This window comes from Arthrobacter sp. BB-1 (assembly GCF_006151685.1).
Taxonomy (GTDB): domain Bacteria; phylum Actinomycetota; class Actinomycetes; order Actinomycetales; family Micrococcaceae; genus Arthrobacter.
Genome location: NZ_VDEV01000014.1, coordinates 32,192 through 54,356, shown reverse-complemented (window position 1 = coordinate 54,356; position 22,165 = coordinate 32,192). Strand labels below are relative to the sequence as shown.

22 protein-coding genes are annotated in these 22,165 nt (G+C 66.3%); 5 read left to right on the top strand and 17 right to left on the bottom strand.

The genetic code is table 11. The features are described from left to right. Positions 1-8: 8 nt before the first annotated feature. Positions 9-1,349 carry a type I glutamate--ammonia ligase gene (gene glnA, locus FHJ30_RS08495; protein ID WP_066280551.1) on the bottom strand — a complete coding sequence of 447 codons (1,341 nt, stop codon included), beginning with the start codon at positions 1,347-1,349 and terminating at the stop codon, positions 9-11. A gap of 275 nt (positions 1,350-1,624) precedes the next feature. Here glnA and panB point away from each other — a divergent pair, with 275 nt between their 5' ends. Further along, entirely contained in the window at positions 1,625-2,521 is an 897-nt protein-coding gene (panB, locus tag FHJ30_RS08490) for a 3-methyl-2-oxobutanoate hydroxymethyltransferase (RefSeq protein ID WP_139028872.1), read from the top strand. Positions 2,522-2,574: 53 nt separating this feature from the next. Here the strand turns inward: panB and FHJ30_RS08485 are convergent, their stop codons facing one another. Continuing rightward, positions 2,575-2,739: an SPOR domain-containing protein gene (locus tag FHJ30_RS08485; RefSeq protein WP_120691318.1), complete on the bottom strand. Its 165-nt coding sequence runs from the start codon at positions 2,737-2,739 to the stop codon at positions 2,575-2,577. A gap of 121 nt (positions 2,740-2,860) precedes the next feature. Between FHJ30_RS08485 and map the strand changes: the two genes are divergently transcribed. The 3 genes from map (at position 2,861) to FHJ30_RS08470 (ending at position 5,442) form a co-directional block, all read left to right on the top strand. Then, positions 2,861-3,739, top strand: coding sequence for a type I methionyl aminopeptidase (gene map / locus FHJ30_RS08480; RefSeq protein ID WP_139028871.1), 879 nt, complete (start codon positions 2,861-2,863; stop codon positions 3,737-3,739). A gap of 132 nt (positions 3,740-3,871) precedes the next feature. Next, complete coding sequence (gene ppgK, locus FHJ30_RS08475) at positions 3,872-4,675, top strand: polyphosphate--glucose phosphotransferase (RefSeq protein WP_139028870.1); 804 nt, start codon at positions 3,872-3,874, stop codon at positions 4,673-4,675. 32 nt (positions 4,676-4,707) lie between these two features. Continuing rightward, on the top strand, positions 4,708-5,442 hold the full coding sequence (locus FHJ30_RS08470) for an SDR family oxidoreductase (RefSeq protein WP_139028884.1): 735 nt from the start codon (positions 4,708-4,710) through the stop codon (positions 5,440-5,442). A 75-nt stretch (positions 5,443-5,517) separates the two neighbouring features. Here the strand turns inward: FHJ30_RS08470 and nrdR are convergent, their stop codons facing one another. The 3 genes from nrdR to FHJ30_RS08455 form a co-directional block, all read right to left on the bottom strand. Next, a complete protein-coding gene (gene nrdR / locus FHJ30_RS08465; protein WP_104999691.1) occupies positions 5,518-6,021 on the bottom strand; it encodes a transcriptional regulator NrdR in 504 nt (167 codons plus the stop codon). 138 nt (positions 6,022-6,159) lie between these two features. Continuing rightward, positions 6,160-7,530 (bottom strand): histidinol dehydrogenase, encoded by a 1,371-nt coding sequence (hisD, locus tag FHJ30_RS08460; protein ID WP_139028869.1) that lies wholly within the window; start codon positions 7,528-7,530, stop codon positions 6,160-6,162. A gap of 27 nt (positions 7,531-7,557) precedes the next feature. Then, the gene (locus tag FHJ30_RS08455) at positions 7,558-8,088 is read right to left on the bottom strand and encodes a hypothetical protein (RefSeq protein ID WP_139028868.1); all 531 of its coding nucleotides are present in this window, start codon (positions 8,086-8,088) and stop codon (positions 7,558-7,560) included. 178 nt (positions 8,089-8,266) lie between these two features. Between FHJ30_RS08455 and FHJ30_RS08450 the strand changes: the two genes are divergently transcribed. After that, positions 8,267-8,725, top strand: coding sequence for a flavin reductase family protein (locus FHJ30_RS08450; protein WP_139028883.1), 459 nt, complete (start codon positions 8,267-8,269; stop codon positions 8,723-8,725). Positions 8,726-8,785: 60 nt separating this feature from the next. Here the strand turns inward: FHJ30_RS08450 and dnaE are convergent, their stop codons facing one another. The 12 genes from dnaE to murG all read right to left on the bottom strand — a co-directional run bounded on the left by dnaE (position 8,786) and on the right by murG (position 22,163). Next, positions 8,786-12,343, bottom strand: a complete 3,558-nt coding sequence (gene dnaE, locus FHJ30_RS08445) for a DNA polymerase III subunit alpha (RefSeq protein ID WP_139028867.1) — start codon at positions 12,341-12,343, stop codon at positions 8,786-8,788. Positions 12,344-12,379: 36 nt separating this feature from the next. Further along, entirely contained in the window at positions 12,380-13,306 is a 927-nt protein-coding gene (locus FHJ30_RS08440) for an RluA family pseudouridine synthase (RefSeq protein WP_139028882.1), read from the bottom strand. Between the two features lie 4 nt (positions 13,307-13,310). Beyond that, on the bottom strand, positions 13,311-13,883 hold the full coding sequence (gene lspA / locus FHJ30_RS08435) for a signal peptidase II (protein WP_139028866.1): 573 nt from the start codon (positions 13,881-13,883) through the stop codon (positions 13,311-13,313). 91 nt (positions 13,884-13,974) lie between these two features. Next, positions 13,975-14,655: a DivIVA domain-containing protein gene (locus FHJ30_RS08430; protein WP_139028865.1), complete on the bottom strand. Its 681-nt coding sequence runs from the start codon at positions 14,653-14,655 to the stop codon at positions 13,975-13,977. Between the two features lie 178 nt (positions 14,656-14,833). Next, a complete protein-coding gene (locus FHJ30_RS08425; RefSeq protein ID WP_139028864.1) occupies positions 14,834-15,121 on the bottom strand; it encodes a YggT family protein in 288 nt (95 codons plus the stop codon). A 120-nt stretch (positions 15,122-15,241) separates the two neighbouring features. Continuing rightward, positions 15,242-15,772 (bottom strand): cell division protein SepF, encoded by a 531-nt coding sequence (locus FHJ30_RS08420; protein WP_139028863.1) that lies wholly within the window; start codon positions 15,770-15,772, stop codon positions 15,242-15,244. 90 nt (positions 15,773-15,862) lie between these two features. Beyond that, complete coding sequence (locus FHJ30_RS08415) at positions 15,863-16,633, bottom strand: YggS family pyridoxal phosphate-dependent enzyme (protein WP_139028862.1); 771 nt, start codon at positions 16,631-16,633, stop codon at positions 15,863-15,865. Further along, positions 16,626-17,315 carry a polyphenol oxidase family protein gene (locus FHJ30_RS08410; RefSeq protein ID WP_139028861.1) on the bottom strand — a complete coding sequence of 230 codons (690 nt, stop codon included), beginning with the start codon at positions 17,313-17,315 and terminating at the stop codon, positions 16,626-16,628. Before FHJ30_RS08410 ends, FHJ30_RS08415 begins: the two co-directional genes overlap by 8 nt. A gap of 8 nt (positions 17,316-17,323) precedes the next feature. Continuing rightward, positions 17,324-18,562, bottom strand: a complete 1,239-nt coding sequence (ftsZ, locus tag FHJ30_RS08405) for a cell division protein FtsZ (RefSeq protein WP_139028860.1) — start codon at positions 18,560-18,562, stop codon at positions 17,324-17,326. A gap of 184 nt (positions 18,563-18,746) precedes the next feature. Beyond that, positions 18,747-19,697 carry a cell division protein FtsQ/DivIB gene (locus FHJ30_RS08400; RefSeq protein ID WP_139028859.1) on the bottom strand — a complete coding sequence of 317 codons (951 nt, stop codon included), beginning with the start codon at positions 19,695-19,697 and terminating at the stop codon, positions 18,747-18,749. After that, entirely contained in the window at positions 19,690-21,066 is a 1,377-nt protein-coding gene (gene murC / locus FHJ30_RS08395) for a UDP-N-acetylmuramate--L-alanine ligase (RefSeq protein ID WP_139028858.1), read from the bottom strand. The genes FHJ30_RS08400 and murC overlap by 8 nt, the downstream gene beginning before the upstream one ends. Next, positions 21,063-22,163, bottom strand: a complete 1,101-nt coding sequence (murG, locus tag FHJ30_RS08390; RefSeq protein WP_139028857.1) for an undecaprenyldiphospho-muramoylpentapeptide beta-N-acetylglucosaminyltransferase — start codon at positions 22,161-22,163, stop codon at positions 21,063-21,065. The genes murC and murG overlap by 4 nt, the downstream gene beginning before the upstream one ends. Positions 22,164-22,165 lie beyond the last annotated feature (2 nt).

Genomic DNA, 22,165 nt, shown 5'->3' with positions numbered 1-22,165 from the left:
CCCGCCGCCTAGAGGATGCCGAGGTTGCGCTGCAGCTCGTAGGGCGTCACCTGCAGGCGGTAGTCCTGCCACTCGGCGCGCTTGTTGCGCAGGAAGTGTTCAAAGACCTGCTCGCCCAGGATCTGGGGCATCAGTTCGGAGTCTTCCATGGTCCGGATGGCGTCGTGGAGGCTTGCGGGAAGGGGATCGTGGCCCATGGCCCGGCGTTCCGCGGAGCTCAGCGACCAGACGTCGTCCTCGGCGGCTGCGGGAAGGTCGTAGCCTTCCTCGATGCCCTTGAGGCCGGCGCCGAGCAGGACGGCGTACGCCAGGTAGGGGTTCGCGGCGGAATCGATGCCGCGGTACTCGATCCGGGCGGACTGCCCCTTGCCCGGCTTGTACAGCGGAACCCGGACCAGCGCCGAGCGGTTGTTGTGGCCCCAGCTCAGGTAGCTGGGGGCTTCCCCGCCGCCCCAGAGCCGCTTGTAGGAGTTGACGAACTGGTTGGTCACCGCAGTGAATTCCGGGGCGTGCTTCAGGATGCCGGCAATGAACTGGCGGGCGGTCTTGGACAGCTGGAATTCCGCGCCGGCCTCGTAGAAGGCGTTGGTGTCCCCCTCAAACAAGGAGAAGTGCGTGTGCATGCCGGACCCGGGATGCGCGGTGAACGGCTTGGGCATAAAGGTGGCATAGGTCCCCTGCTGGAGTGCCACTTCCTTGATGACCGTGCGGAACGTCATGATGTTGTCCGCGGTCTGCAGGGCATCCGCGTAGCGGAGGTCGATTTCGTTCTGGCCTGGACCTGCTTCGTGGTGGCTGAATTCGACCGAGATCCCCACGGATTCGAGCATGGTCACGGCCGTCCGGCGGAAGTCCTGGGCTACGCCGCCGGGCACATGGTCGAAATAGCCGCCCTCGTCCACCGGCACGGGCGCGCCGTCCGGACCCGGTTCCTGCGACTTCAGGAGGTAGAACTCGATCTCGGGGTGCGTGTAGCAGGTGAAGCCCATGTCCGCCGCCTTGGCGAGGGTCCGCTTCAGCACATTGCGCGGATCCGCGGCGGACGGCTCGCCGTCGGGCGTGAGGATGTCGCAGAACATCCTCGACGTCTGCTCCGTCTCGCCGCGCCAGGGCAGGATCTGGAACGTGGAGGGGTCGGGCTGGGCCAACATGTCGGATTCGAACACCCGGGCCAGGCCTTCGATCGCGGAACCGTCGAAGCCCAGGCCTTCCTCGAAGGCGCCCTCAACCTCAGCGGGCGCAAGTGCCACGGACTTGAGCGAGCCCACGACGTCGGTGAACCACAGGCGTACGAACCGTACGTCGCGCTCTTCGATTGTGCGCAGGACAAACTCTTGCTGGCGGTCCATGATGGCCTCTTCTCCGGTCAACGTCCATGCTCCGGGTCCGCAGAGGGGGAAAGCCGGCAGCAGTTCACCAACACTGTACTAAGCATTCGGCGCCGATGCTGGAGCCTGCGCCGCGCGTAACACAGCGTTAACACCTCCCGGCCGGATTTTGGCTCCGGAGCGCGCCTCCGCCCGCTCCCGGGGATGTGTCCTGGCGCTGACCTATGATGCGTATCACCACTGGCCGTGACGGCCGCCGGTAGCTAGGACGGCCGGTACCGCACTACGCTCGTGCCATGGCCACAAGCAACAGCTCCGACTCCAGCATGTCCGCCGACGTCCCCGCCCCCTACGGCAGCGGGCCCGGGCAGGCTGCCGCGTCCGCTGCGGAACGGAAGCCTGCAAAAGTCCGCATCCACCACCTTCAGCAGGCCAAGAGGGATGGGACCAAGTTCGCGATGCTGACTGCCTATGAGCAGTACACGGCGGAGATCTTCGACGCCGCCGGCATCGAAGTGCTCCTCGTCGGCGACTCGGCGTCGAACAACGTGTTCGGCAATGAAACCAGCCTGCCGGTGACCGTGGACGAGCTGCTCCCGCTGTGCAGGGCCGTGGCGCGGTCCGCCAAACGCGCGCTGGTGGTGGCCGACCTGCCGTTCGGCAGCTACGAGGTTTCGCCCGAGCAGGCCGTCGCCGCGGGCGTTCGCTTCCTCAAGGAAGGCCTGGCCCACGCCGTCAAGATTGAGGGCGGCAAGTACTATGCCCCCACCGTGAAGGCCATGGTGCAGGCCGGGATCCCGGTGATGGCGCACATCGGTTTCACCCCGCAGAGCGAGCACGCGCTGGGCGGGTACCGCGTCCAGGGCCGCGGCGGCGACGCGCAGCGGTTGATTGACGACGCCGTCGCGCTGGCTGAGGCGGGCGCGTTCAGTGTGCTGATGGAAATGGTTCCGGCCGAGACGGCGGCCGCGGTGGACGCGGCGGTCTCTGTTCCCACGGTGGGAATTGGCGCCGGGAAGGAAACCACCGGGCAGGTGCTCGTCTGGCAGGATATGGCGGGGCTCCGCGGCGGGCGGATGGCCAAGTTCGTCAAGCAGTACGCGGACCTGCGCAGCACCCTTTTGGATGCTGCCACTGCCTACGCCGACGACGTCCGGTCCGGCCAGTTCCCCGGGCCTGAACACTCCTTCTGAAAGGCGCCGACGGAACAGCTGGCCGGCACCCGGCCAGCCCGTCCGCCCGACGTTCAGTCGTCGTCGTCCTTTTCCCACGCCTCATTGCGGGCGCGGACCTTCTCTAGGGCGTGCTCGGCCTCTTCCCTGGTTTTGTACGGGCCGATCAGCTGGCTCCAGTCGGACAGCCGGTCCTCTTCGATCTCGTGCGTCCTGACGTTGTACCAGTACTCAGTCATCGTGGCTCCTCGTTCCGGCGGCGGGGAAGCAGCGGCGTGATCCGCGTAACTTAAATTCTTTCGCGGGTCCCGCGCGGCTTCCGGTTGTTAGGCGTTCTGCAGTGCCTTATATGATCAATCTATGCCTTCCCTTGCCTCGACTGCACCCATCGGCACCCTCACTCCGGGAACCATAGGTCCGCAGCGTCCCGTCCCGGCGTCCATCCCCCGGCCGGAGTACGTCGGCAAGCCTGCCCCGGCAAAGTTCACGGGTTCGGAGGTCAAATCCCCCGAAACGGTCGAGAAGATCCGGGTGGCTTCGAAGATCGCCGCGCAGGCCATCGTGGAAGTGGGCAAGCACATCCAGCCGGGCGTCACCACGGACCAGTTGGACAAGGTGGGCCACGAGTTCCTCCTTGACCACCACGCCTACCCGTCCACCCTGGGCTACCGGGGCTTCCCCAAGTCCCTGTGTTCGTCCCTGAACGAAGTCATTTGCCACGGCATCCCGGACAGCACCGTGGTCCAGGACGGCGACATCCTCAACATCGACATCACCGCTTTCATCAACGGCGTCCACGGCGACACCAACTACACCTTCCTGGTGGGCGACGTAGACGAGGAATCCCGGCTGCTGGTGGAACGGACGCAGGAGTCGCTGAACCGGGCCATCAAGGCCGTGGCCCCAGGTCGTGAAATCAACGTGATCGGCCGCGCCATACAGTCCTACGCCAAGCGCTTCGGCTACGGTGTGGTGCGGGACTTCACCGGCCACGGCGTGGGCGAAGCATTCCATACTGGGCTCATCATTCCGCATTACGATGCCGCCCCGGCCTACAACACCGTGATCGAAGCCGGCATGGTCTTCACCATCGAGCCGATGCTGACCCTGGGCACCGTGGAGTGGGACATGTGGGCTGATGACTGGACCGTGGTCACGAAGGACCGGAAGCGCACTGCCCAGTTTGAGCACACGCTGCTGGTGACGGACTCCGGTGCGGAGATCCTGACCCTGCCGTAGCCTGTTCACCTGGTCTCCAGCCTGATGTACTGATCGCCGCATACCCTTTCCCGGTTCCTGACCGGACATCACATCCCAGGCGGCCCTCCGGCCGCCGCAACCCTGCCCGCCTCTGCCACGAACGGAATCCCATTGGCCAAGAATGACGAAAAGTCGCACAAGAACGCCCCCCTGATCGGCATCGACATCGGAGGCACTGGAATCAAGGGCGGCATCGTCGACCTGAAGAAGGGCAAGCTGCTTGGCGAACGGTTCCGGGTCCCCACCCCCCAGCCGGCCACCCCGGAATCCGTTGCCGAAGCAGTGGCTCTGGTGGTCTCAGAGCTTTCTGCCCGGCCCGAGGCGCCGGCGGCCGGCTCGCCCGTGGGCGTGACCTTCCCCGGCATCATCCAGCACGGCGTGGTCCACTCCGCCGCCAACGTGGACAAGAGCTGGCTCAACACGGACATCGATGCGCTCCTGACCGCCCGGCTGGGGCGGCCGGTGGAGGTCATCAACGACGCCGACGCCGCAGGGCTGGCGGAGGCCCGCTACGGTGCGGGGGCCGGTGTCAAGGGCACGGTCCTGGTGATCACTTTGGGCACGGGAATCGGCTCGGCGTTCATTTTCGATGGCAAGCTTGTTCCCAACGCTGAACTGGGCCACCTGGAAATCGACGGCCACGACGCCGAATCCAAAGCCTCGGCAGTGGCACGGGAGCGCGACGGCCTGTCCTGGGACGAATACAGCGTCCTGCTGCAGCGCTACTTCTCGCACGTCGAATTCCTGTTCTCGCCCGAACTGTTCATTGTGGGCGGCGGCATCTCCAAGCGCGCCGACGAGTACTTGCCCAACCTCCGGCTCCGCACCCCCATCGTGCCGGCAGTCCTTCGCAACGAGGCCGGCATCGTTGGTGCCGCCATCGAAATCGCGCTGAAGCACAAGCTCGCCAAGTAGCCGTGGCTGCGACCGCCCCGGGCCGGGGCGTCATGGTGGTGACGGGGGCCAGCCGCGGCATCGGCGCCGCCATTGCACGGCTTGCTGCCCGCCGGGGATTTGCCGTCGTCGTGAATTACTCGGCGGATGCCGCCGGCGCGGATTCCGTGGTGCGAGGCATTACTGACGACGGCGGCACGGCAGTTCCGGTGCGGGCGGACGTCAGCGACCCCTCCGCCGTCCGTTCCCTGTTCGAGGCCGCCGCCAACCTGGGCACACTGACGGCCGTCGTGAACAACGCCGGGATAACCGGGAACCGGATCGGCAAGCTTGCGGATGTGCCGGCTGAGACGGTCCGCCGGGTGATGGACGTCAACATCACCGGGACCGTCCAGGTGTGCCAGGAGGCGGTGCGGCGCCTCGGCACAGCGGCCGGAGGACGCGGAGGTTGCATCGTCAACATCTCATCCACTGCCACCAAGGCAGGGTCACCCGGGACATGGGCGCACTATGCGGCGTCCAAAGGTGCGGTGGACGTCCTGACCGTGGGCCTCGCGGCGGAAGTGGCCAGCCAAGGCATCCGGGTCAATGCCGTGGCCCCCGGCAGCACCAACACGGGATTGCACGCAGCAGCCGGGATGCCGGACCGGATGGAACGCCTCAACCCCACCATTCCCATGGGACGCGGAGCGGAGCCGGAGGAGGTGGCCGCGGCAGTCCTGTGGCTGATGTCAGCCGAGGCGTCCTACATCACAGGAGTGGTGCTGCCGGTGTCCGGGGGCAGGTGAACCGCCCGCCAACGCGGATCCTGACGGTGGTGCCGGTGGCGGCTGCGGCTTCCCCTCCGCTGCCGCCACCGGAGTCTAGAGTGGGCTCTTCTCGGAGCTCTTCGCGCCCTTTGCGGTAATACCCGGGGCGCCTTCCTCCTCCTGGCGGAGAAGGGCGATAGCGGTTTCAAAGTCCTCAAGGGATTCAAAAGCCTGGTAGACGCTGGCAAAGCGCAGGTAGGCAACCTTGTCCAGCTTCTGCAGCGGGCCGAGGATGACCAGGCCAACCTCGTGGGCGTCGATTTCGGCCGCGCCGGAGGACCGGATCTGCTCTTCCACTTCCTGCGCGAGCAGCGCGAGGTCGTCTTCGCTGACGGGCCGCCCCTGGCAGGCCTTGCGCACCCCGTTGATCACCTTGCTGCGGCTGAAGGGCTCCCCCACGCCGGAACGCTTGATCACGGAAAGGCTGGTAGTTTCCACCGTGGTGAATCTTCGGCCGCACTCCGGGCACTGGCGGCGCCGGCGGATGGCCGAACCGTCATCCGCCATGCGGCTGTCCACCACCCGGGAGTCCGGGTTGCGGCAGAACGGACAATACATAGTGCCACCCTCCTTCCCAGGCGCCAGTGCAGGCGCACCTTCAGCGCCTCCTATTTTATGTCCCCGGGACCCCTAATAACAAGCGTGTAATACTACATGTAGTGGTAGGAGCCACTAGATATTGGCCCCGGAGGGGTTTCAGGCGAACCTTGCCGTCACCGCTTCCCCGTGGGCGGGAAGGTCCTCCGCGCCGGACAGGCTGACAATGTGCCCGCTGACCTCGGCCAGCGCGTCCCTGCTGTAGTTGACTACCTGGATGGCCCGCAGGAACGTGGTGACATTCAGGCCGGACGAAAAAGCGGCGGTGCCGCTGGTGGGCAGGACGTGGTTGGACCCCGCGCAGTAGTCCCCCAGGCTGACGGGACTGTAGTCGCCCACAAAAATGGCGCCGGCATTCCGGATCCTGGCGGCCACGCCGGCGGCGTCCGCCGTCATGATCTCCAGGTGTTCTGCCGCATAGGCGTCGCACGCTGCGATGCCCTGTTCCAGGTTGTCCACCAGCACCACCCCGGACTGCGGTCCGGACAGCGCCTCGAGGACCCGTCCGGAGTGCTTGGTGGCCCCAGCCTGGCGGCCGAGTTCGGCGCGGACCGCCGTGGCGAGGTCCTCGGAATCGGTAATCAGCACCGAGGCCGCCTTGGGGTCGTGTTCAGCCTGGCTGATGAGGTCTGCGGCCACCAGGGCCGGCCGGGCCGTGGAGTCCGCCAGGATGGCGATCTCCGTGGTGCCGGCCTCCGAATCGATCCCCACGACGCCCTTCACCAGGCGCTTGGCGGTGGCAACAAAGATATTGCCCGGCCCGGTCACCACGTCCACAGGCTCCAGTGCCGGGCCAGCCTCCGTGGCCTCAACACCATAGGCGAACGCGGCGATGGCCTGGGCGCCGCCGATGGCGTACACCTCCGTGATGCCCAGCAGAGCGGCGGCGGCCAGGATGGTGGGGTGCGGCAGGCCGCCGAACTCCTTCTGCGGCGGCGACGCCAGTGCGATCGACTGCACTCCGGCGGCGAGGGCGGGAACAACGTTCATGATTACGGAGGACGGGTAGACGGCGAGGCCGCCGGGTACGTAGAGTCCCACCCTTGCCACCGGCACCCAGTTCTGGGCCACCACGGCGCCGTCGCCAAGCTCGACCTCGATGTTGCGGGGGCGCTGGCCGTCCGCGAAGCGCCGTGCCCGGCTGATGGACTCCTCAAGCGCGCTGCGGACGGACGGCTCCAACTCCTCCAGGGCGGCTGCCAGGGCCTCCTGCGGGACCAGCGGATGGCGCTGCTGCACGCCGTCGAATCGAAGGGCGAGTTCTCCGAGTGCTTCGAAGCCGCCCCGCCGGACGGCCGCAATGATGTCCAGGACCTTCCCTTCCGCGTCCGCCACGGTCTGGCCCTGGGCGCGCGGGACAGCGGCGCGCAGTCCGGCGAGGGTCAGGCTTTGGCCGCGCAGGTCAACGGTGCGGAAGTCTACGACGGCGGCGGCTGGGCTGGCGGGATTCTCCGAAGAAATGGTCACCATGCCATTTTACGGGCCCGCCGCCCTGCTTCACGGCGCCGCCGCAGCGTGCTGCGGCTGGTGCGTGCCGCCGTCGGACTTCCTGCCCAGGAGGTTTAGAAGCTCCAGTACAAAAACCGAAGCGGCCGTGGCAGCGGGCCACAGCAGCAGCACCGGCCAGGCCCGCAGCGAAAAGGCAATGCTGGCGTTCGCCGAGGCGTCCACGGCGGGCGCCCACAGCTGGGCACTGAGCAGCCCCGCCTGCCAGGCGGTCACTGCGCCGCACAGGGCGCCGGCGAGCCCCATCAGCAGGTCCGCCTGCGGGTCCACGCTCTTCCTGTCGGCCAGGAAGACGGCAAGGAGGCACCCGGCCAGGACCAGCAGGCCGGCCAGCGTCAGGTCCCGCGGCAGCCAGACCACCGGATTGGTGCCGCTGGCGAGGGAGGGATCCCGGGTGATCAGGTTGAGCCCGCCGGGGGCCAGGAGCCACCACAGGATGCCGAGCGGGACACCCGCAGCTGCCGGGACCGCGAATACAGCCCAGGACAGGCGCGGGCGCGTGCGGCGGGTGGCTTTCGTCATGCAACAAACCTTAACAAATGTTCTGCCGGGTTAACCGCCGTTCGTGGTGCTTCAAGTGATTCACCGCAGGCGCGCCGGACCAATACCCTTGAAGGAGGACAGAGAACACCAGCCATTCCAGCCACCAGGAGTTTCCGTGACAACAGCCGACGTTCCGTTCGAGCGGACGTTCAGGGAGATGTTCCGGCGCCATGCTGCCGGCGTCGCCATCATCACGGTCAACTACCAGGACCAGCCCTACGGTTTCACCGCCACCTCGGTTGCCTCACTTTCCGCGCAGCCGCCGCGTTTCACTTTCAACATGGCCCGCAGTTCACGCTCGTGGCCTGCCGTGGCCAACACCACCTACCTTGGGGTCCACATGCTGGGCCTGGAGAACCAGCAGCTTGCTGACCGGTTTGCCGGTGCCGGCAACCGCTTCGAGGGTGACCACTGGGAGGTGGGCCCGCACGGCGTGCCGGTGCTCAAGGGCGTGGCAGGCTGGCTTATTGGCGAAGTGCAGATGCGCCTGTCCTTCGAAAACAACGCCGTGGTGGTGGTCCAGGTGGTGGACGGCCAGGTGGGCGGCGAAGGCTCTCCCCTGCTATACCACGGCGGAGCGTACGGCCAGCCGGTTCCCCTGGACTACGAGATCTAGCAGTCCCGGCAAACCGCGGACGACGGCGGCACGTGCCGCCCGCCGTCGTCGGTCCGTGTGTCAGGCGTCAAGGCAGGCGGGGCCGAGGAGCACTTTCAGGTCGCCGAACAGGGACGGGCTGGGGTTCACGCGCAAGTGGACCGGCAGGCCCATGATTTCCGTCCGCGTGTCGCCTTGGAGGTGCAGCCGCACTTCGGAGTTGCCCCGGTGGGTACGGAGGACGTCGCCAAGTTCGGTGACCACCGCTTCCGTGGCCTTGTAGGTGGGCATGGTGATCACCAGCGGGCCGTTGAGCCCCTCGCTGAGGTCGGGGACGGACAGCTCCATGCAGTTCAGTGTGATGGCACCGTCGTCGCGTTTTTGCAGGCGTCCCTTGACCACCACGATCAGGTCCTCGGCGAGCACGGAAGCGATGGGGCCGTAGACCTGGCCGAAGAACATGACTTCCATGGAGCCGCCCAGGTCCTCCACCTCGGCCCGTGCGTACGCGTTGCCGCTGGCCTTCGCAATGCGCCTGCTCAGCGACGTAATCATTCCGGCAATGGTGATGATGGCGCCGTCCTGCGGTCCGTCTTCGCCCAGGACGGACGTGATGCTCATCTCCGCATGCTGGCTCAGCAGCCCTTCGAGGCCCTGCAGGGGGTGGTCTGAAACGTAGAGCCCCAGCATGTCGCGTTCGAAGGAGAGTTTGTCCTTCTTTTCCCATTCCGGCAGGTCCGGGATTTCGATGCTCAGGGATGACTCGGACTCGGCTTCGTCGAAGCCGGCGAAGAGGTCGAACTGTCCGATCGCCTCGTTCCGCTTGAGCGTGATGACGGAGTCGATCGCCTCTTCGTGGATCATGGCCAGGGCCCGGCGGTGGTGGCCCAGCGAATCAAAGGCGCCGGACTTGATCAGCGATTCAATGGTCCGCTTGTTGCAGACCACGGCTGGGACCTTCATCAGGTAGTCCTTGAAGGACGTGAACGCCCCCTCGCTTTCCCGGGCGGCCACCATGGCCTCCACCACGTTGACGCCCACGTTGCGGATGGCACCCATGCCGAAGCGGATGTCATTGCCCACGGGAGTGAAGTTCAGGGCGGACTCGTTCACGTCCGGCGGCAGCACGGTGATGCCCATGCGCCGGCATTCGTTGAGGTAGATGGCCGACTTGTCCTTGTCGTCGCCCACGGAGGTCAGGAGCGCGGCCATGTACTCCGGGGCGTAGTGCGCCTTCAGGTAAGCGGTCCAGTAGGAGATCACGCCGTAGGCGGCCGAGTGCGCCTTGTTGAAGGCGTAGTCGGAGAAGGGGAGCAGGATGTCCCACAGGGTTTTCACGGCCTCCATGGAGTAGCCGTTGTCCTGCATGCCCTGGGAAAAACCCGCGAACTGCTTGTCCAGTTCCGATTTCTTCTTCTTGCCCATGGCGCGCCGGAGGATGTCTGCCTGGCCCAGCGAGTACCCGGCCAGCTTCTGCGCCACGGCCATAACCTGTTCCTGGTACACGATCAGGCCATAGGTTCCGCCGAGGATTTCCGAAAGGGGTTCCTTCAGTTCCGGGTGGATCGGGATGACTTCCTGGATCCCGTTCTTGCGCAGCGCATAGTCCGTGTGCGCGTTGGCACCCATGGGACCGGGCCGGTACAGGGCGAGCACTGCGGAAATGTCTTCGAAGTTGTCAGGCTTCATCAGCTTGAGCAGGGACCGCATGGGCCCGCCATCGAGCTGGAACACGCCCAGGGTGTCGCCGCGGGCCAGCAGCTCGTAGGACGGGGCGTCGTCGAGTTCCAGGTTTTCCAGGTCCAGGTCGATGCCGCGGTTCATCTTGATGTTTTCCAGGGCGTCGGAAATGATCGTCAGGTTCCGCAGGCCCAGGAAGTCCATCTTGATCAGGCCGAGGCCCTCACACGTGGGGTAGTCGAACTGGGTAATGACCTGGCCGTCCTGGATCCGGCGCATGATGGGGATGACGTCGATGATCGGGTCCGAGGACATGATGACGCCGGCCGCGTGGACACCCCACTGCCGCTTCAGGCCCTCGATGCCCAAGGCCGTCTCAAAAACCTTCGCGGCCTCCGGGTCCGTGCTGATGAGCTGGCGGAAATCGCCCGCTTCGCCGTAGCGCTTGGCCTCCGGGTTTTGGATGTCCGCCAGCGGGATGTCCTTGGCCATCACGGCCGGGGGCAGGGCCTTGGTGAGCGTTTCACCCATGCTGAACGGGTAGCCCAGCACGCGCGAAGAGTCCTTCAGCGCCTGCTTGGTCTTGATGGTGCCGTACGTGACGATCATGGCCACGCGTTCGTCGCCGTATTTCCGGGTCACGTAGTCGATGACTTCGGAGCGGCGCCGGTCATCGAAGTCGACGTCGAAGTCGGGCATGGAGACGCGGTCCGGGTTCAGGAACCGTTCAAAGATCAGACCGTGGCGCAGCGGGTCCAGGTCGGTGATGCGCATGGCGTAGGCCACCATGGAGCCGGCGCCGGAACCACGTCCGGGGCCAACCCGGATGCCGTTGTTCTTGGCCCAGTTGATGAAGTCCGCCACCACCAGGAAGTAGCCGGGGAAACCCATGGAAGTGATGACGCCCAGCTCGTAGTCGGCCTGGGCGCGGACGTTGTCGGGGACACCGCCCGGGTAACGGTATTCAAGCCCCTTGGCCACTTCCTTGACCAGCCAGGAAGTTTCGTCCTCCCCCGGCGGGCAGGGGAACCGCGGCATGTAGTTGGCCCCGGTGTTGAAGGACACTTCGCAGCGCTCGGCGATCAGGAGGGTGTTGTCGCACGCGTCGGGGTGGTCGCGGAACAGTTCCCGCATTTCCTGGGGCGACTTCAGGTAGTAGCCGCTGCCGGAGAAGGCGAAGCGGGACCCGCCGTTGTCATAGGTGGGTTCCAGCAGGGTTGAACCGGACTGGATGGCCAGCAGGGCCTCGTGGGCCTTGGCATCGTGCTCGTGGGTGTAGTGGAGGTCGTTGGTGGCCACCAACGGGAGGTTCAGCTCCTTGGCGAGCCGCAGCAGGTCCCCAGTGACGCGCCGCTCGATGTCCAGCCCGTGGTCCATGAGTTCGCAGAAGTAGTTTTCCGGCCCGAAGATGTCCCGGAACTCCGCAGCGGCCTCCAGCGCCTCGCGGTACTGGCCCAGCCGCAGCCGGGTCTGGATTTCACCGGACGGGCAGCCCGTGGTGGCGATCAGGCCCTCGGAATAGGTGTTCAGCAGCTCCCTGTCCAGGCGCGGCCACTTGCCGAAGACTGCATCAAGGGAGGCGATGGAGGATGCCCGGAACAGGTTCCGCATGCCCGCGTTGTTGTAGCTGAGCAGGGTCATGTGGGTGTAGGAACCACCGCCGGAAATATCGTCCTTGCGCTGGTGTTCCTCACCCCAGCGCACGCGGCTCTTGTCACCGCGGGCTGTTCCCGGAGTCACATAGGCTTCGACGCCGATGATCGGCTTGATCCCTTTGTCCGTGGCCTTCTTCCAGAAGTCGAAGGCGCCGAAGAGGTAACCGTGGTCGGTGGTGGCAAGGGCAGGCATGCCCAGCCGCTCCGTTTCGTCGAACAGCTCGCCGAGCCTGGCGGCACCGTCCAGCATCGAGTACTCGGTGTGGTTGTGGAGATGGACAAACGAGTCGTTGCTGGAAGTCACCGCACTATTCTATGCGCCGGGTGTGGCTGGACCGCGTCAGGCCTTGCCGGACGCGAGCACTTCCAGGGCAAACGCGAGGTCCTGCGGGTAGTCGCTGCTGACCCGGACCGGTTCCCCGGTCACCGGGTGGTCGAATCCCAGTTCCCGGGCGTGCAGCCACTGCCGCGTCAGGCCAAGGGTGGCAGCAAGCCGCGGATCGGCACCGTACGTCAGGTCTCCGGCGCAGGGGTGCCGAAGGGCGGCAAAGTGGACGCGGATCTGGTGGGTGCGGCCCGTCTCCAGGTGGACTTCGACCAGGCTGGCTTTGCCAAAGGCTTCAAGCACTTCGTAGTGCGTGACGGAGTGGCGCCCGTCCTCGATCACGGCGAAACGCCAGTCGTGCCCCGGGTGCCGGCCGATGGGTGCATCGATGGTTCCCACCAGCGGATCCGGAAGGCCCTGGACAACGGCGTGGTAGACCTTGTCCACCGTGCGCTCCTTGAATGCCCGCTTCAGGGCGGTGTAGGCGCGCTCGGACTTCGCCACCACCATGACACCCGACGTTCCGACGTCGAGCCTGTGCACGATGCCGGCACGCTCCGGCGACCCGGAGGTGGAGATGCGGTAGCCGGCCCCGGCCAGGCCGCCCACCACCGTGGGCCCTACCCACCCCGGTGACGGATGGGCGGCGACGCCCACGGGCTTGTCAACCACGACGAAATCCTCGTCATCGAGCAGGATTTTCAGGCCTTCCACAACTTCCTCCACGACTTCCAGGGGGTCACGCCGTTCCGGCCTGCTGACCTGGAGCACATCGCCTGCCACCAGCTTCTCCGACTTGCCCAGCGTCTTGCCCTTGCTCTGCACATGGCCCTCCGCAAGGAGCGAGGCGGCGAGGGAACGCGAAATGCCAAGCAGGCCGGCAAGGCCGGCATCCGCCCGGGCTCCCCCATATTCATCACCAACGACAATCCGCTCAGGCATCGTTTCAGGCATCGCCGGACGTGTCCTTGCGTTCTGAGGTCAGCCGGCTTCCGTCCAGTGCTATGCCCCGAAGTGTCAGGACGCAGATGATGGCCACGGCGGAAACCACCGCCGAGTCGGCGATGTTGAAGATCGCGAAGTTGGGAAGCTGGATGAAATCCACCACATGGCCCATGCCGAAGGACGGTTCCCGGAACAGCCGGTCGGTAAGGTTGCCCAGGGCGCCGCCCAGCAGCAGGCCCAGCGCCAGGGACCACCATAGCGATCCCAGTTTTCGGATCTGGAACAGAATGGCCACAGCCACCGCGGCCATGATGATGGAGAACACCCAGGTGACGTTTTCGCCGATGGAAAACGCAGCGCCGGAGTTCCGGATGAAGTACCAGTGCAGCAGTGGCGGCAAGACGGGGATCCGTTCGCCTTCCACCATGCTGGACGTGACCCACAGCTTGGTGAGCTGGTCAAGGATGTAGGCGAAAAGCGCAAACCCTGCGAAGACGGACAGCAGCACCGCGCGGCCTGGGCGCGGGGCAGGTGGGACAGGGCGTGCGGAGTCCGCAGCGAGTTCGTCAGTCATGGTGCTTTCGTTCGTAAAACCGGTGTCAATGCCAAAAGCCGGTGGCCGAGGAATCCTCAGCCACCGGCTTTCAGAATACGTGCTTGACGGATTAGTTGGCTTCGCTGACTTCCGGCGTAGCCACGGAACCACGGGCATCCAGGTCGCGCAGCTGGCCTTCGATGTAGGCCTTCAGGCGTGAGCGGTAGTCGCGCTCGAAGCCGCGGAGCTGCTCAACCTTGCGTTCCAGGACGGAGCGCTGCTGCTCAAGGGCACCGAGGATCTTGCGGGACTTCTCCTGTGCATCGTTGACCAGGCTGCTGGCTTCGATCTGCGCCTCGGCGATGATCTTGTCCTTCTGGGCCTGGCCATCGGCGACGTGGCGGTCGTGCATCTGCTGGGCCATGGCCAGCAGGCCAGCTGCGGACTCAGCCGAAGGGGTTGCGACGGCGGCAGCTGGGGCTGCGGCGGCAGGAGCGGACGGCTGAACGTCCTTCTTCTTCGCGGCTTCCGCGGCCTTGGCTTCGGCTTCCGCCTTTTCGCGTGCCTCATCCTTGTCGGCCTTGACGGGCGCGGGGACCTTCTCCACGACGGGGGAAGCAGCCGAGCTGGCCGGAACGCTGGACCCGGCTTCGGCGAGCTTCTTGCGAAGTTCGTCGTTCTCCTGGTTCAGGCGGCGGAGCTCAACAACGATCTCGTCCAGGAAGTCATCAACTTCGTCCTGGTCGTAGCCCTCGCGGAACTTGGTCGGCTGAAAGCGCTTGTTGACAACGTCTTCTGGCGTCAAAGCCATCTGGTCACCTCACTGGTCTAGTTAGTCAGTAGGCCTTCCGGCCGTCAAAACTACGGTACCTAAATTTGGTCTGGTTACTCTAATTCAACACTGCGGTGTCAAACACGAGTTTTCTTCGCTTCACAGTAGCTGTTCCCGGACGGGTCCACCCTGCGCTGCTAGGTCTGTTTCGGGTAAATCAGGCAAGGCCCCTGGTGATCCCCATCGCAATGCTGACTGCAATGAAGAGGATCAGGAAACCCAGGTCCAGGGAGATGCCGCCCAATCGCAGGGGCGGGATCAGCCGGCGCAGCACTTTCAGGGGCGGATCGGTGATCGAATACACGGCGTGGGCCACCACCAGGGCGACGCCCCGTGGACGCCATTCCCGCGCAAACATCTGGACCCAGTCAAAGACCAGCCTGATGATCAGTGCGACAAAGAACAGGAGCAACGCGAGATAGACAAGTCCGAAAGCGATTCCCATGACTTAATCCATATCTCCATGTCCATGTGCGCACCGCGGCACGCTGCCGATGTGTCCCGTCTATTTCAGCACAGATGCCAGACAGGTGTCCCTGTCTGGCATCCACGCACCACCTGGTGCTCAGCTTTGGTTGAAGAAGCTTGCCTGTGTTTCGCTGGCTTTCTTGTCATCGCCAATGACTTCGACGTACGACGGCGACAGCAAAAAGACCTTGTTGGTGACCCGCTCAATGCTCCCGCGGAGTCCGAAAACCAGGCCTGCGGAAAAGTCCACCAGGCGCTTGGCATCGGCCTCCCCCATGTCCGTAACGTTCATGATCACCGGAATGCCGTCACGGAAGCTCTCGCCGATGAGCTTGGCATCGTTGTAGGAGCGGGGGTGGATCGTGGTGATCTGGCGCAGTCCGCTGGTTTCTTCGCGGCTCGAGGCCGCTCGTTTGATCGGAGTCACTGGGGCGCGGTATTCCTCTTCGGGGGCGTAGGACGTTTCGCGGCTGACCTCGCGGACGGGTGCAGGTGCACGGCGCTCCTCGCGGTCAGCTTCCATCGTTTCGTCCTCATCCTTACGTGTTGACTGGTGCTCGGACTCGTAATGCTCATCGCCGTCGGCGAGCCCAAGATAGATCATTGTCTTGCGCAGAGCGCCGGCCATGGTCGACTCCTAATCGTGTCCCTTATGCGGGCCGCCCAATGACTTGACAGCACTGGAGTCCCCCGCCCATCACTTCCAATAGGACCGACGCTACCCCACCGGGGGACGCGATCCGAGAATATCGGAACCGATTCGCAGGTGTGTCGCCCCGAAGGATATGGCCGCTTCAAGGTCCTGGCTCATGCCGGCGGACATCGCACTGGCACCGGGATGCTGTGCCGCCAGCATTGCCGACAACCCCGCCAGCTTCTCGAAGGCGGGTCCGGGCGGCGCGCCCAGGGGTGCCACTGCCATCACGCCTGCCAGGCGAAGGCCCTCCTCTGCTGCTATCCGGTCGGCCAGCAGTGGAATGTCGGACGGGGCGGCGCCACCGCGGTGGGCACCGGCGTCGTCCTCCAGGCTGACCTGGATGAAGCAGTCCAGCGGCGCCCGGCCGGTGCTGTCCTGCTGGATCCGCACCGCCTTGGCCAGGGCCTCCACGAGCTGGGGCCGGTCCACGGAATGGACGGCGGCGGCATAGCGCACCACGGACTTGGCCTTCTTGGTCTGCAGCTGTCCAACAAAGTGCCAGGTGAGTCCGCAGTCGGCCAGGAGCTCCGCCTTCGCGGCCGCCTCCTGGTCGCGGTTTTCCCCGACGTCGGTGACCCCCAGGGACGCGAGCCGCCGGATATCCTCGGCGGGGTGGAACTTGGTGACCACGATCAGCGTGGGGAGCTCGTCTGCACGTCCGGCCGCGGCGGCGGCAGCCCTGATGCGGCCCCTGACAGCCTCCAGCCGTCCGGACAGCTCTGTGGTACGTGGATCCTCGCCGAGCGGATCCCGGCGGCCGGCCTCGCCGTCGTCAGCGGAAGGCTCACCCATGGCACCAGACCAGGCCTGCGAAACGCCCCGTGTTCCTGTCTCGGCGGTACGAGTACAGCGAATCCGTCTCGAACGTGCATTGACCGGCGTATTCGACGTCAACCCCCGCGCGCTCCAGCTGGCTCCGGGCACCGGCCGGCAGGTCCAGCGCAGGCGTACCCCAGGACGTAGTGGACAGCGTCGCCGGCACGAGGGCGGCCACCTCGTCCCGCAGCGCCGCCGGAACTTCGTAACAGTTGCCGCAGATGGAGGGCCCAAGCCAGGCCTTTATGGCCGAAGCGCCCAGGGACCTCATGCTGTCCACCGCCGAAGGGATGACGCCGTTGGCCACGCCCGGCCGGCCCGCATGCACGGCAGCCAGGACCGGACCGTCGGCAGACTCGCCGGCGAGCAGGACAGGAATGCAGTCAGCCACCATGACGGCGAGCGGCAGCCCGCGCGAAACCATGCCGTCCGCCTGTGGGGCCGCGCTTGCCCGCTCCATCACGGCAACGGCCGTTCCATGAACCTGGTCCATGAACCGCAGGCCCTCAGGCCCGATACCCGCGGCGGCCTCAAGCTGTTCACGGCGCCGCAGCACTGCCCGGGGGTCGTCGCCCACGTGCAGTGCGAGGTTGCCGGCGCCGCTGTCAGTGAACGCCGCCGAGACCCCGGGCAGGATCTCGGCGCGCCAATGGAACAAGCCGCGGCCTACTTCAGGAAGTCGGGGACATCCAGGTCATCCGAGTGGCTGCCGGTCAGGTCAGGTTCCACAACGGAGGGAAGGTCCACGTCGAAGCCGGAGTCAGCGGGAACGGCGGACGGGCGCTGCTGCCCCCAGTTACTGAGGCCTGCTGCCCCTACTCCTGCATGGACAGGCTGGACGTGCGCCTGGTAGTTACCGCCGGACGGGGCCTGGGACGGGGCGGGAGCCGCAGCCGGAGCGGCGGGCCGCTGGGGCGCCACCTGGGGCTGCGACTGGTCCATGGACGGCGAGGTGGCCTTGACGTCGTCGAACCCTGCGGCAATGACCGTCACGCGGGCTTCGTCGCCCAGGGCATCGTCGATGACGGCACCGAAGATGATGTTGGCTTCCGGGTGGGCGACTTCCTGCACCAGGCGGGCGGCCTCGTTGATCTCGAACAGGCCAAGGTCCGAACCGCCCTGGATGGACAGCAGGACACCGTGGGCGCCGTCGATCGAGGCCTCCAGCAGCGGGGACGCGATGGCCAGTTCGGCAGCCTTCACCGCACGGTCCTCGCCGCGCGCGGAGCCAATGCCCATGAGCGCGGAACCCGCACCCTGCATAACGGACTTCACGTCCGCGAAGTCGAGGTTGATCAGGCCCGGGGTGGTGATGAGGTCCGTGATGCCCTGGACACCGGAGAGCAGCACCTGGTCCGCAGAGCGGAAGGCATCGAGCACCGAAACGTTGCGGTCGCTGATGGACAGGAGGCGGTCGTTGGGGATCACGATCAGGGTGTCCACCTCGTCACGCAGGGCGTCGATGCCGGCTTCTGCGGAGCCGGCGCGACGGCGGCCTTCGAAGGTGAAGGGGCGGGTGACCACGCCAATGGTCAGCGCGCCCAGGGAACGGGCAATGCGTGCGACGACGGGGGCGCCGCCGGTGCCGGTGCCGCCGCCTTCGCCGGCAGTCACGAACACCATGTCGGCGCCGCGGAGGACTTCCTCGATCTCATCCGCGTGGTCCTCGGCCGCCTGCTTGCCCACCTCGGGGTTGGCGCCTGCTCCGAGCCCGCGGGTCAGCTCGCGTCCGACGTCGAGCTTCACATCCGCGTCGCTCATGAGCAGGGCCTGGGCGTCGGTATTGATGGCGATGAATTCAACACCTCGGAGGCCGACCTCGATCATGCGGTTGACTGCGTTCACGCCACCGCCGCCGATGCCGACGACTTTGATGACGGCCAAGTAATTCTGCGGAGCTGCCACGTTACGTGTCCCTTGTTCGTGTCTTATTGCGAAAACTGATGGAGAGCTTGAAGCCTGCAACCTTAACCTTCGAGTTGAAGGTTATAGTTATGTCAAGTAACTCATGTCTGTGACGGTATTTCCTCTGGTTGCCACATTCAATAACCGGCTCCGCGTGTCGGATTAATACCGGGAAAGAAAGCGCTCAGCGGGTCACCGGGTGCCGGGGCACGCTCACGTCGTAGACCCTGACGGGGTTCTTGGGGTCGGCCGGAACTTTCAGGAGTGCGGCCAGGACCTTGGCCTTGAGTTCCTTTTCGCCGGCGTTGCCCCAGATGATGGTCTGGCCGTCCACGAGCTTGAGTTCCACCGCGTCCACCGACTGGGCGGAGGCATTGGAGAGCTTGGCGAGCACGTCCGCCGGCAGGGCGCCCAGGACTGCGGCCGTGGCGCGGAAGAGATCCTGGCCGATGGTGCCCGCGCCGCCGTCGATCACCGGGAGCGACACCGAGGCAGGATCGGCCGTGGCTGCCAGCTGCACGCCGTCGACGTCCACCAGCTGGTATTGCTCCCCCTGCTTGACCAGGGCTACCGGAACCCTTTCCCGCACTGCCACGGCGAGGCCAGACGGGGGCCTCGCCTGCGCGGACACGGACTTGACCTGGACCAGGGGTTCGAGCAGCCGGGCCACCTCTTCGTCGGTGACCTGGGGCAACGGCTTGCCCTGCAGCGGCTCAAGCGCGGCCTGCACCTGGGCAGGGGTCAGCAGGTGCGTCCCGGATACCGAAATGGTCTGGACGGCCAGGACCGGCGAAAAAATGGCCGCCGCCAGCAGCCCCGCCACGACGGCCAGGAGGACGCCGGCCGCGGTCAGGATATTCCGCTTTCGCCGCTTTCCTTTCGGCTCGGGGAAAGCCACCACGTTCGCCCCGGCCGTGCCGGACGCCGCCGGGGGTTCCGCTTTGTTCCCCTTGCCCTTGCCGCGGCCGAAGCCCGGAACGCCGGCCTTGGCAGGCTGCCGGGGCTTCTTCGGCTTGTGCGGTTTCTCTGGAGCGGGCTCCGGGACACTCCGGGATGCGGAAATGACGTCGTCGCCGCCACCTCCTCCACCGGCCCTGCCGGTGGACGTGTAGGTGGGCCGGCGGGTGCTAGCCACGCAGCGCCTCGACGATCTGCGGCCCATAGGCTGTGACATCACCGGCACCGGCGGTCACCACAATGTCCCCGTCGGCCGCGGCGGAAGCCAGGACTGCCACGGCATCCGCGGCCGCCACCAGCCGGCCGCCCTGGTCCAGGTGGTCGGCTATGAGTTGGCTGGTCACGCCCGGGATGGGATCTTCGCGGGCGGGATAGATGTCCAGCACCAGGGCGGTGTCGGCAAGGTTGAGGGCATCAGCGAACTCCTGTGCGAATTCGCGGGTGCGGGAAAACAGGTGCGGCTGGAAAAGGACATGCACCTTGTGGTCCCCCGCAACGGAGCGGGCCGCGGCGAGGGCAGCGCGCACTTCGGTCGGGTGGTGGGCGTAGTCGTCGAACACGCGCACTCCCCTTCCCTCGCCTTTGAACTCAAAACGCCGGGAGGCACCGGAAAAGTGCGCAAGGGCGCCGGCCGCAACGCCGGGGTCAACTCCCAGTTCAAGGGCGACGGCGAACGCGGCCGCCGCGTTCAGCGCGTTGTGCCGCCCGGGCACCTGCAGGGCAAGCGGGTAGCGGCCTGACGGTGTGGACACGGCCGTACTGCCCGGACCGCCGTCGTGCAGCACGAGGTCCGCACCCTCCGCGGTTCCGTAGAGCACCACGCGGGCGGTGCCCCGCTGACGGGTCCTTTCGGCAAGGGCCAGCGCGCCGGCGTCGTCCGCGCAGGCAACGAGCACCCCGTCCGCGGGCAGCAGCGCCGTGAACCGGTCAAAGGACTCGTACACGGCCTCGGCCGTACCGTAGTAGTCCAGGTGGTCCGGCTCCACGTTGGTGACCACGGCGATCCGGGGCCGGTAGTTGAGGAAGGATCCATCGGACTCGTCGGCCTCCGCCACAAAGATCCCGGAGCTTCCATGGGCAGCGTTGACGCCGAGCGAGGGAACGTTGGCGCCGATGGCGAACGAGGGGTCCAGTCCCGCGCCCTGCAGCAGGACGGTGACCATGGAGGTGGTGGTGGACTTTCCGTGGGTTCCCGCCACGGTCACCACCGTGTCACCACCCATGGTGGCGGCCAGCGCCTCGGATCGGTGAAGGACCGGCAGGCCAGCAGCCTTGGCAGCAAGGATCTCGGGGTTGTCCGCGCGGATGGCGGAGCCTGCCACGACCGTCTGGGCGTCGCCCAGGTTCGCGGCGGCATACCCGACGGCGATGCGCGCACCGGCCGCTGCGAGGTCCGCCATCACGGGCAGGTCCTTGGCGTCGGAGCCGCTGACCGGTACGCCGCGGGCCACCATGATCCTGGCCACGGCTGACATGCCGACGCCTCCGATGCCCACGAAGTGGACCCTGCCCAGCGATTCGAGGCTGGGGATCGCTGCGTGGTTCATGCTTTCACCGCTTCCAGGATGAGATCAGCCATCCGCTGATCGGCGTTTCGGATGCCAAGCCGGTAGGAACTGGCTGCCATGGCGGCGAGCCGTGCCTGGTCCGTCACGAGCGGAACCAGTTCCTTGTCCACCCACTCGGCGGTGAAGTCGCGGTCATTGACCAGGAGCGCGCCGCCGGCAGCAACCAGTCCGGCAGCGTTCAGTGCCTGCTCGCCGTTGCCGATGGGCAGGGGCACCAGGACCGCGGGTACCCCCACAGCAGCAACTTCGCAGACGGTGGCCGCACCGGAACGTGCCAGGAGGACGTCAGCCGCAGCGTACGCAAGTTCCATGCCGTCGACGTATTCCACCTGACGGTAGCCGTCAGCGGCAAGCGGCTTTCCGGCACCGTCCAGGACGGTCTTGCCGCGCCCGGTGATGTGCAGGGTCTGGATGCCTGCGCCGGCCAGGCGCTCCACGGCGGCGGCGATGGTCCTGTTGATGCTCTGCGCTCCGGAGGATCCCCCGGTGACGATCAGCGCCGGCCGTGCAGGGTCAAGGCCGAGTGCCTGCCGGGCGGCGCTGCGGGAGGCAGCCCTGTCCAGCCCCGAAATCTCGGTACGCATCGGCATGCCCACGTGGACTGCATGCCGGAGAGGGGTGTTGGCGAAGGCGACGGCGACCCTGTGGGTCATCATGGCGCCCACCCGGTTTGCGAGGCCCGGGCGGGCATTTGCCTCGTGGATGACAATGGGGATGCGGCGTTTGCGGGCAGCCAGGTACATGGGCGTGCACACGTATCCGCCCACCCCCACCAGGACGTCCGCGGCAGCTTTGTCCAGGATGGCTCCGGCCTGGCGTACGGCACCGGCAAGGCGCGCGGGAAGCCGCACGAGGTCAGCCGAAGGCTTCCGCGGGAACGGAACCCTGTCGATGGTGGCCAGCTCAACCCCTGCCGCGGGGACAAGCCTGGTTTCCATCCCGGACGGCGTGCCGACGGCGAGGATGGCGGCATCGGGTGATGCGCTCCGCAGCGCAGCGGCAATGGCGAGCAGCGGGCTGATGTGCCCGGCGGTGCCGCCGCCTGCCAGGACGATGGATGGGGTCTTGGAGGTCATGG

What these genes read in the sequence shown, in the direction of transcription:
- murC (WP_139028858.1), bottom strand. Translation starts at nt 21,066, where the DNA reads ATGAACCACGCAGCGATCCCCAGCCTCGAATCGCTGGGCAGGGTCCAC.
- panB (WP_139028872.1), top strand. Translation starts at nt 1,625, where the DNA reads ATGGCCACAAGCAACAGCTCCGACTCCAGCATGTCCGCCGACGTCCCC.
- FHJ30_RS08470 (WP_139028884.1), top strand. Translation starts at nt 4,708, where the DNA reads ATGGTGGTGACGGGGGCCAGCCGCGGCATCGGCGCCGCCATTGCACGG.
- murG (WP_139028857.1), bottom strand. Translation starts at nt 22,163, where the DNA reads ATGACCTCCAAGACCCCATCCATCGTCCTGGCAGGCGGCGGCACCGCC.
- FHJ30_RS08440 (WP_139028882.1), bottom strand. Translation starts at nt 13,306, where the DNA reads ATGCCTGAGCGGATTGTCGTTGGTGATGAATATGGGGGAGCCCGGGCG.
- nrdR (WP_104999691.1), bottom strand. Translation starts at nt 6,021, where the DNA reads ATGTATTGTCCGTTCTGCCGCAACCCGGACTCCCGGGTGGTGGACAGC.
- FHJ30_RS08425 (WP_139028864.1), bottom strand. Translation starts at nt 15,121, where the DNA reads ATGGGAATCGCTTTCGGACTTGTCTATCTCGCGTTGCTCCTGTTCTTT.
- FHJ30_RS08450 (WP_139028883.1), top strand. Translation starts at nt 8,267, where the DNA reads ATGTTCCGGCGCCATGCTGCCGGCGTCGCCATCATCACGGTCAACTAC.
- lspA (WP_139028866.1), bottom strand. Translation starts at nt 13,883, where the DNA reads ATGACTGACGAACTCGCTGCGGACTCCGCACGCCCTGTCCCACCTGCC.
- glnA (WP_066280551.1), bottom strand. Translation starts at nt 1,349, where the DNA reads ATGGACCGCCAGCAAGAGTTTGTCCTGCGCACAATCGAAGAGCGCGAC.
- FHJ30_RS08485 (WP_120691318.1), bottom strand. Translation starts at nt 2,739, where the DNA reads ATGACTGAGTACTGGTACAACGTCAGGACGCACGAGATCGAAGAGGAC.
- map (WP_139028871.1), top strand. Translation starts at nt 2,861, where the DNA reads ATGCCTTCCCTTGCCTCGACTGCACCCATCGGCACCCTCACTCCGGGA.
- FHJ30_RS08415 (WP_139028862.1), bottom strand. Translation starts at nt 16,633, where the DNA reads ATGGGTGAGCCTTCCGCTGACGACGGCGAGGCCGGCCGCCGGGATCCG.
- FHJ30_RS08430 (WP_139028865.1), bottom strand. Translation starts at nt 14,655, where the DNA reads ATGGCTTTGACGCCAGAAGACGTTGTCAACAAGCGCTTTCAGCCGACC.
- FHJ30_RS08455 (WP_139028868.1), bottom strand. Translation starts at nt 8,088, where the DNA reads ATGACGAAAGCCACCCGCCGCACGCGCCCGCGCCTGTCCTGGGCTGTA.
- hisD (WP_139028869.1), bottom strand. Translation starts at nt 7,530, where the DNA reads ATGGTGACCATTTCTTCGGAGAATCCCGCCAGCCCAGCCGCCGCCGTC.
- FHJ30_RS08420 (WP_139028863.1), bottom strand. Translation starts at nt 15,772, where the DNA reads ATGGCCGGCGCTCTGCGCAAGACAATGATCTATCTTGGGCTCGCCGAC.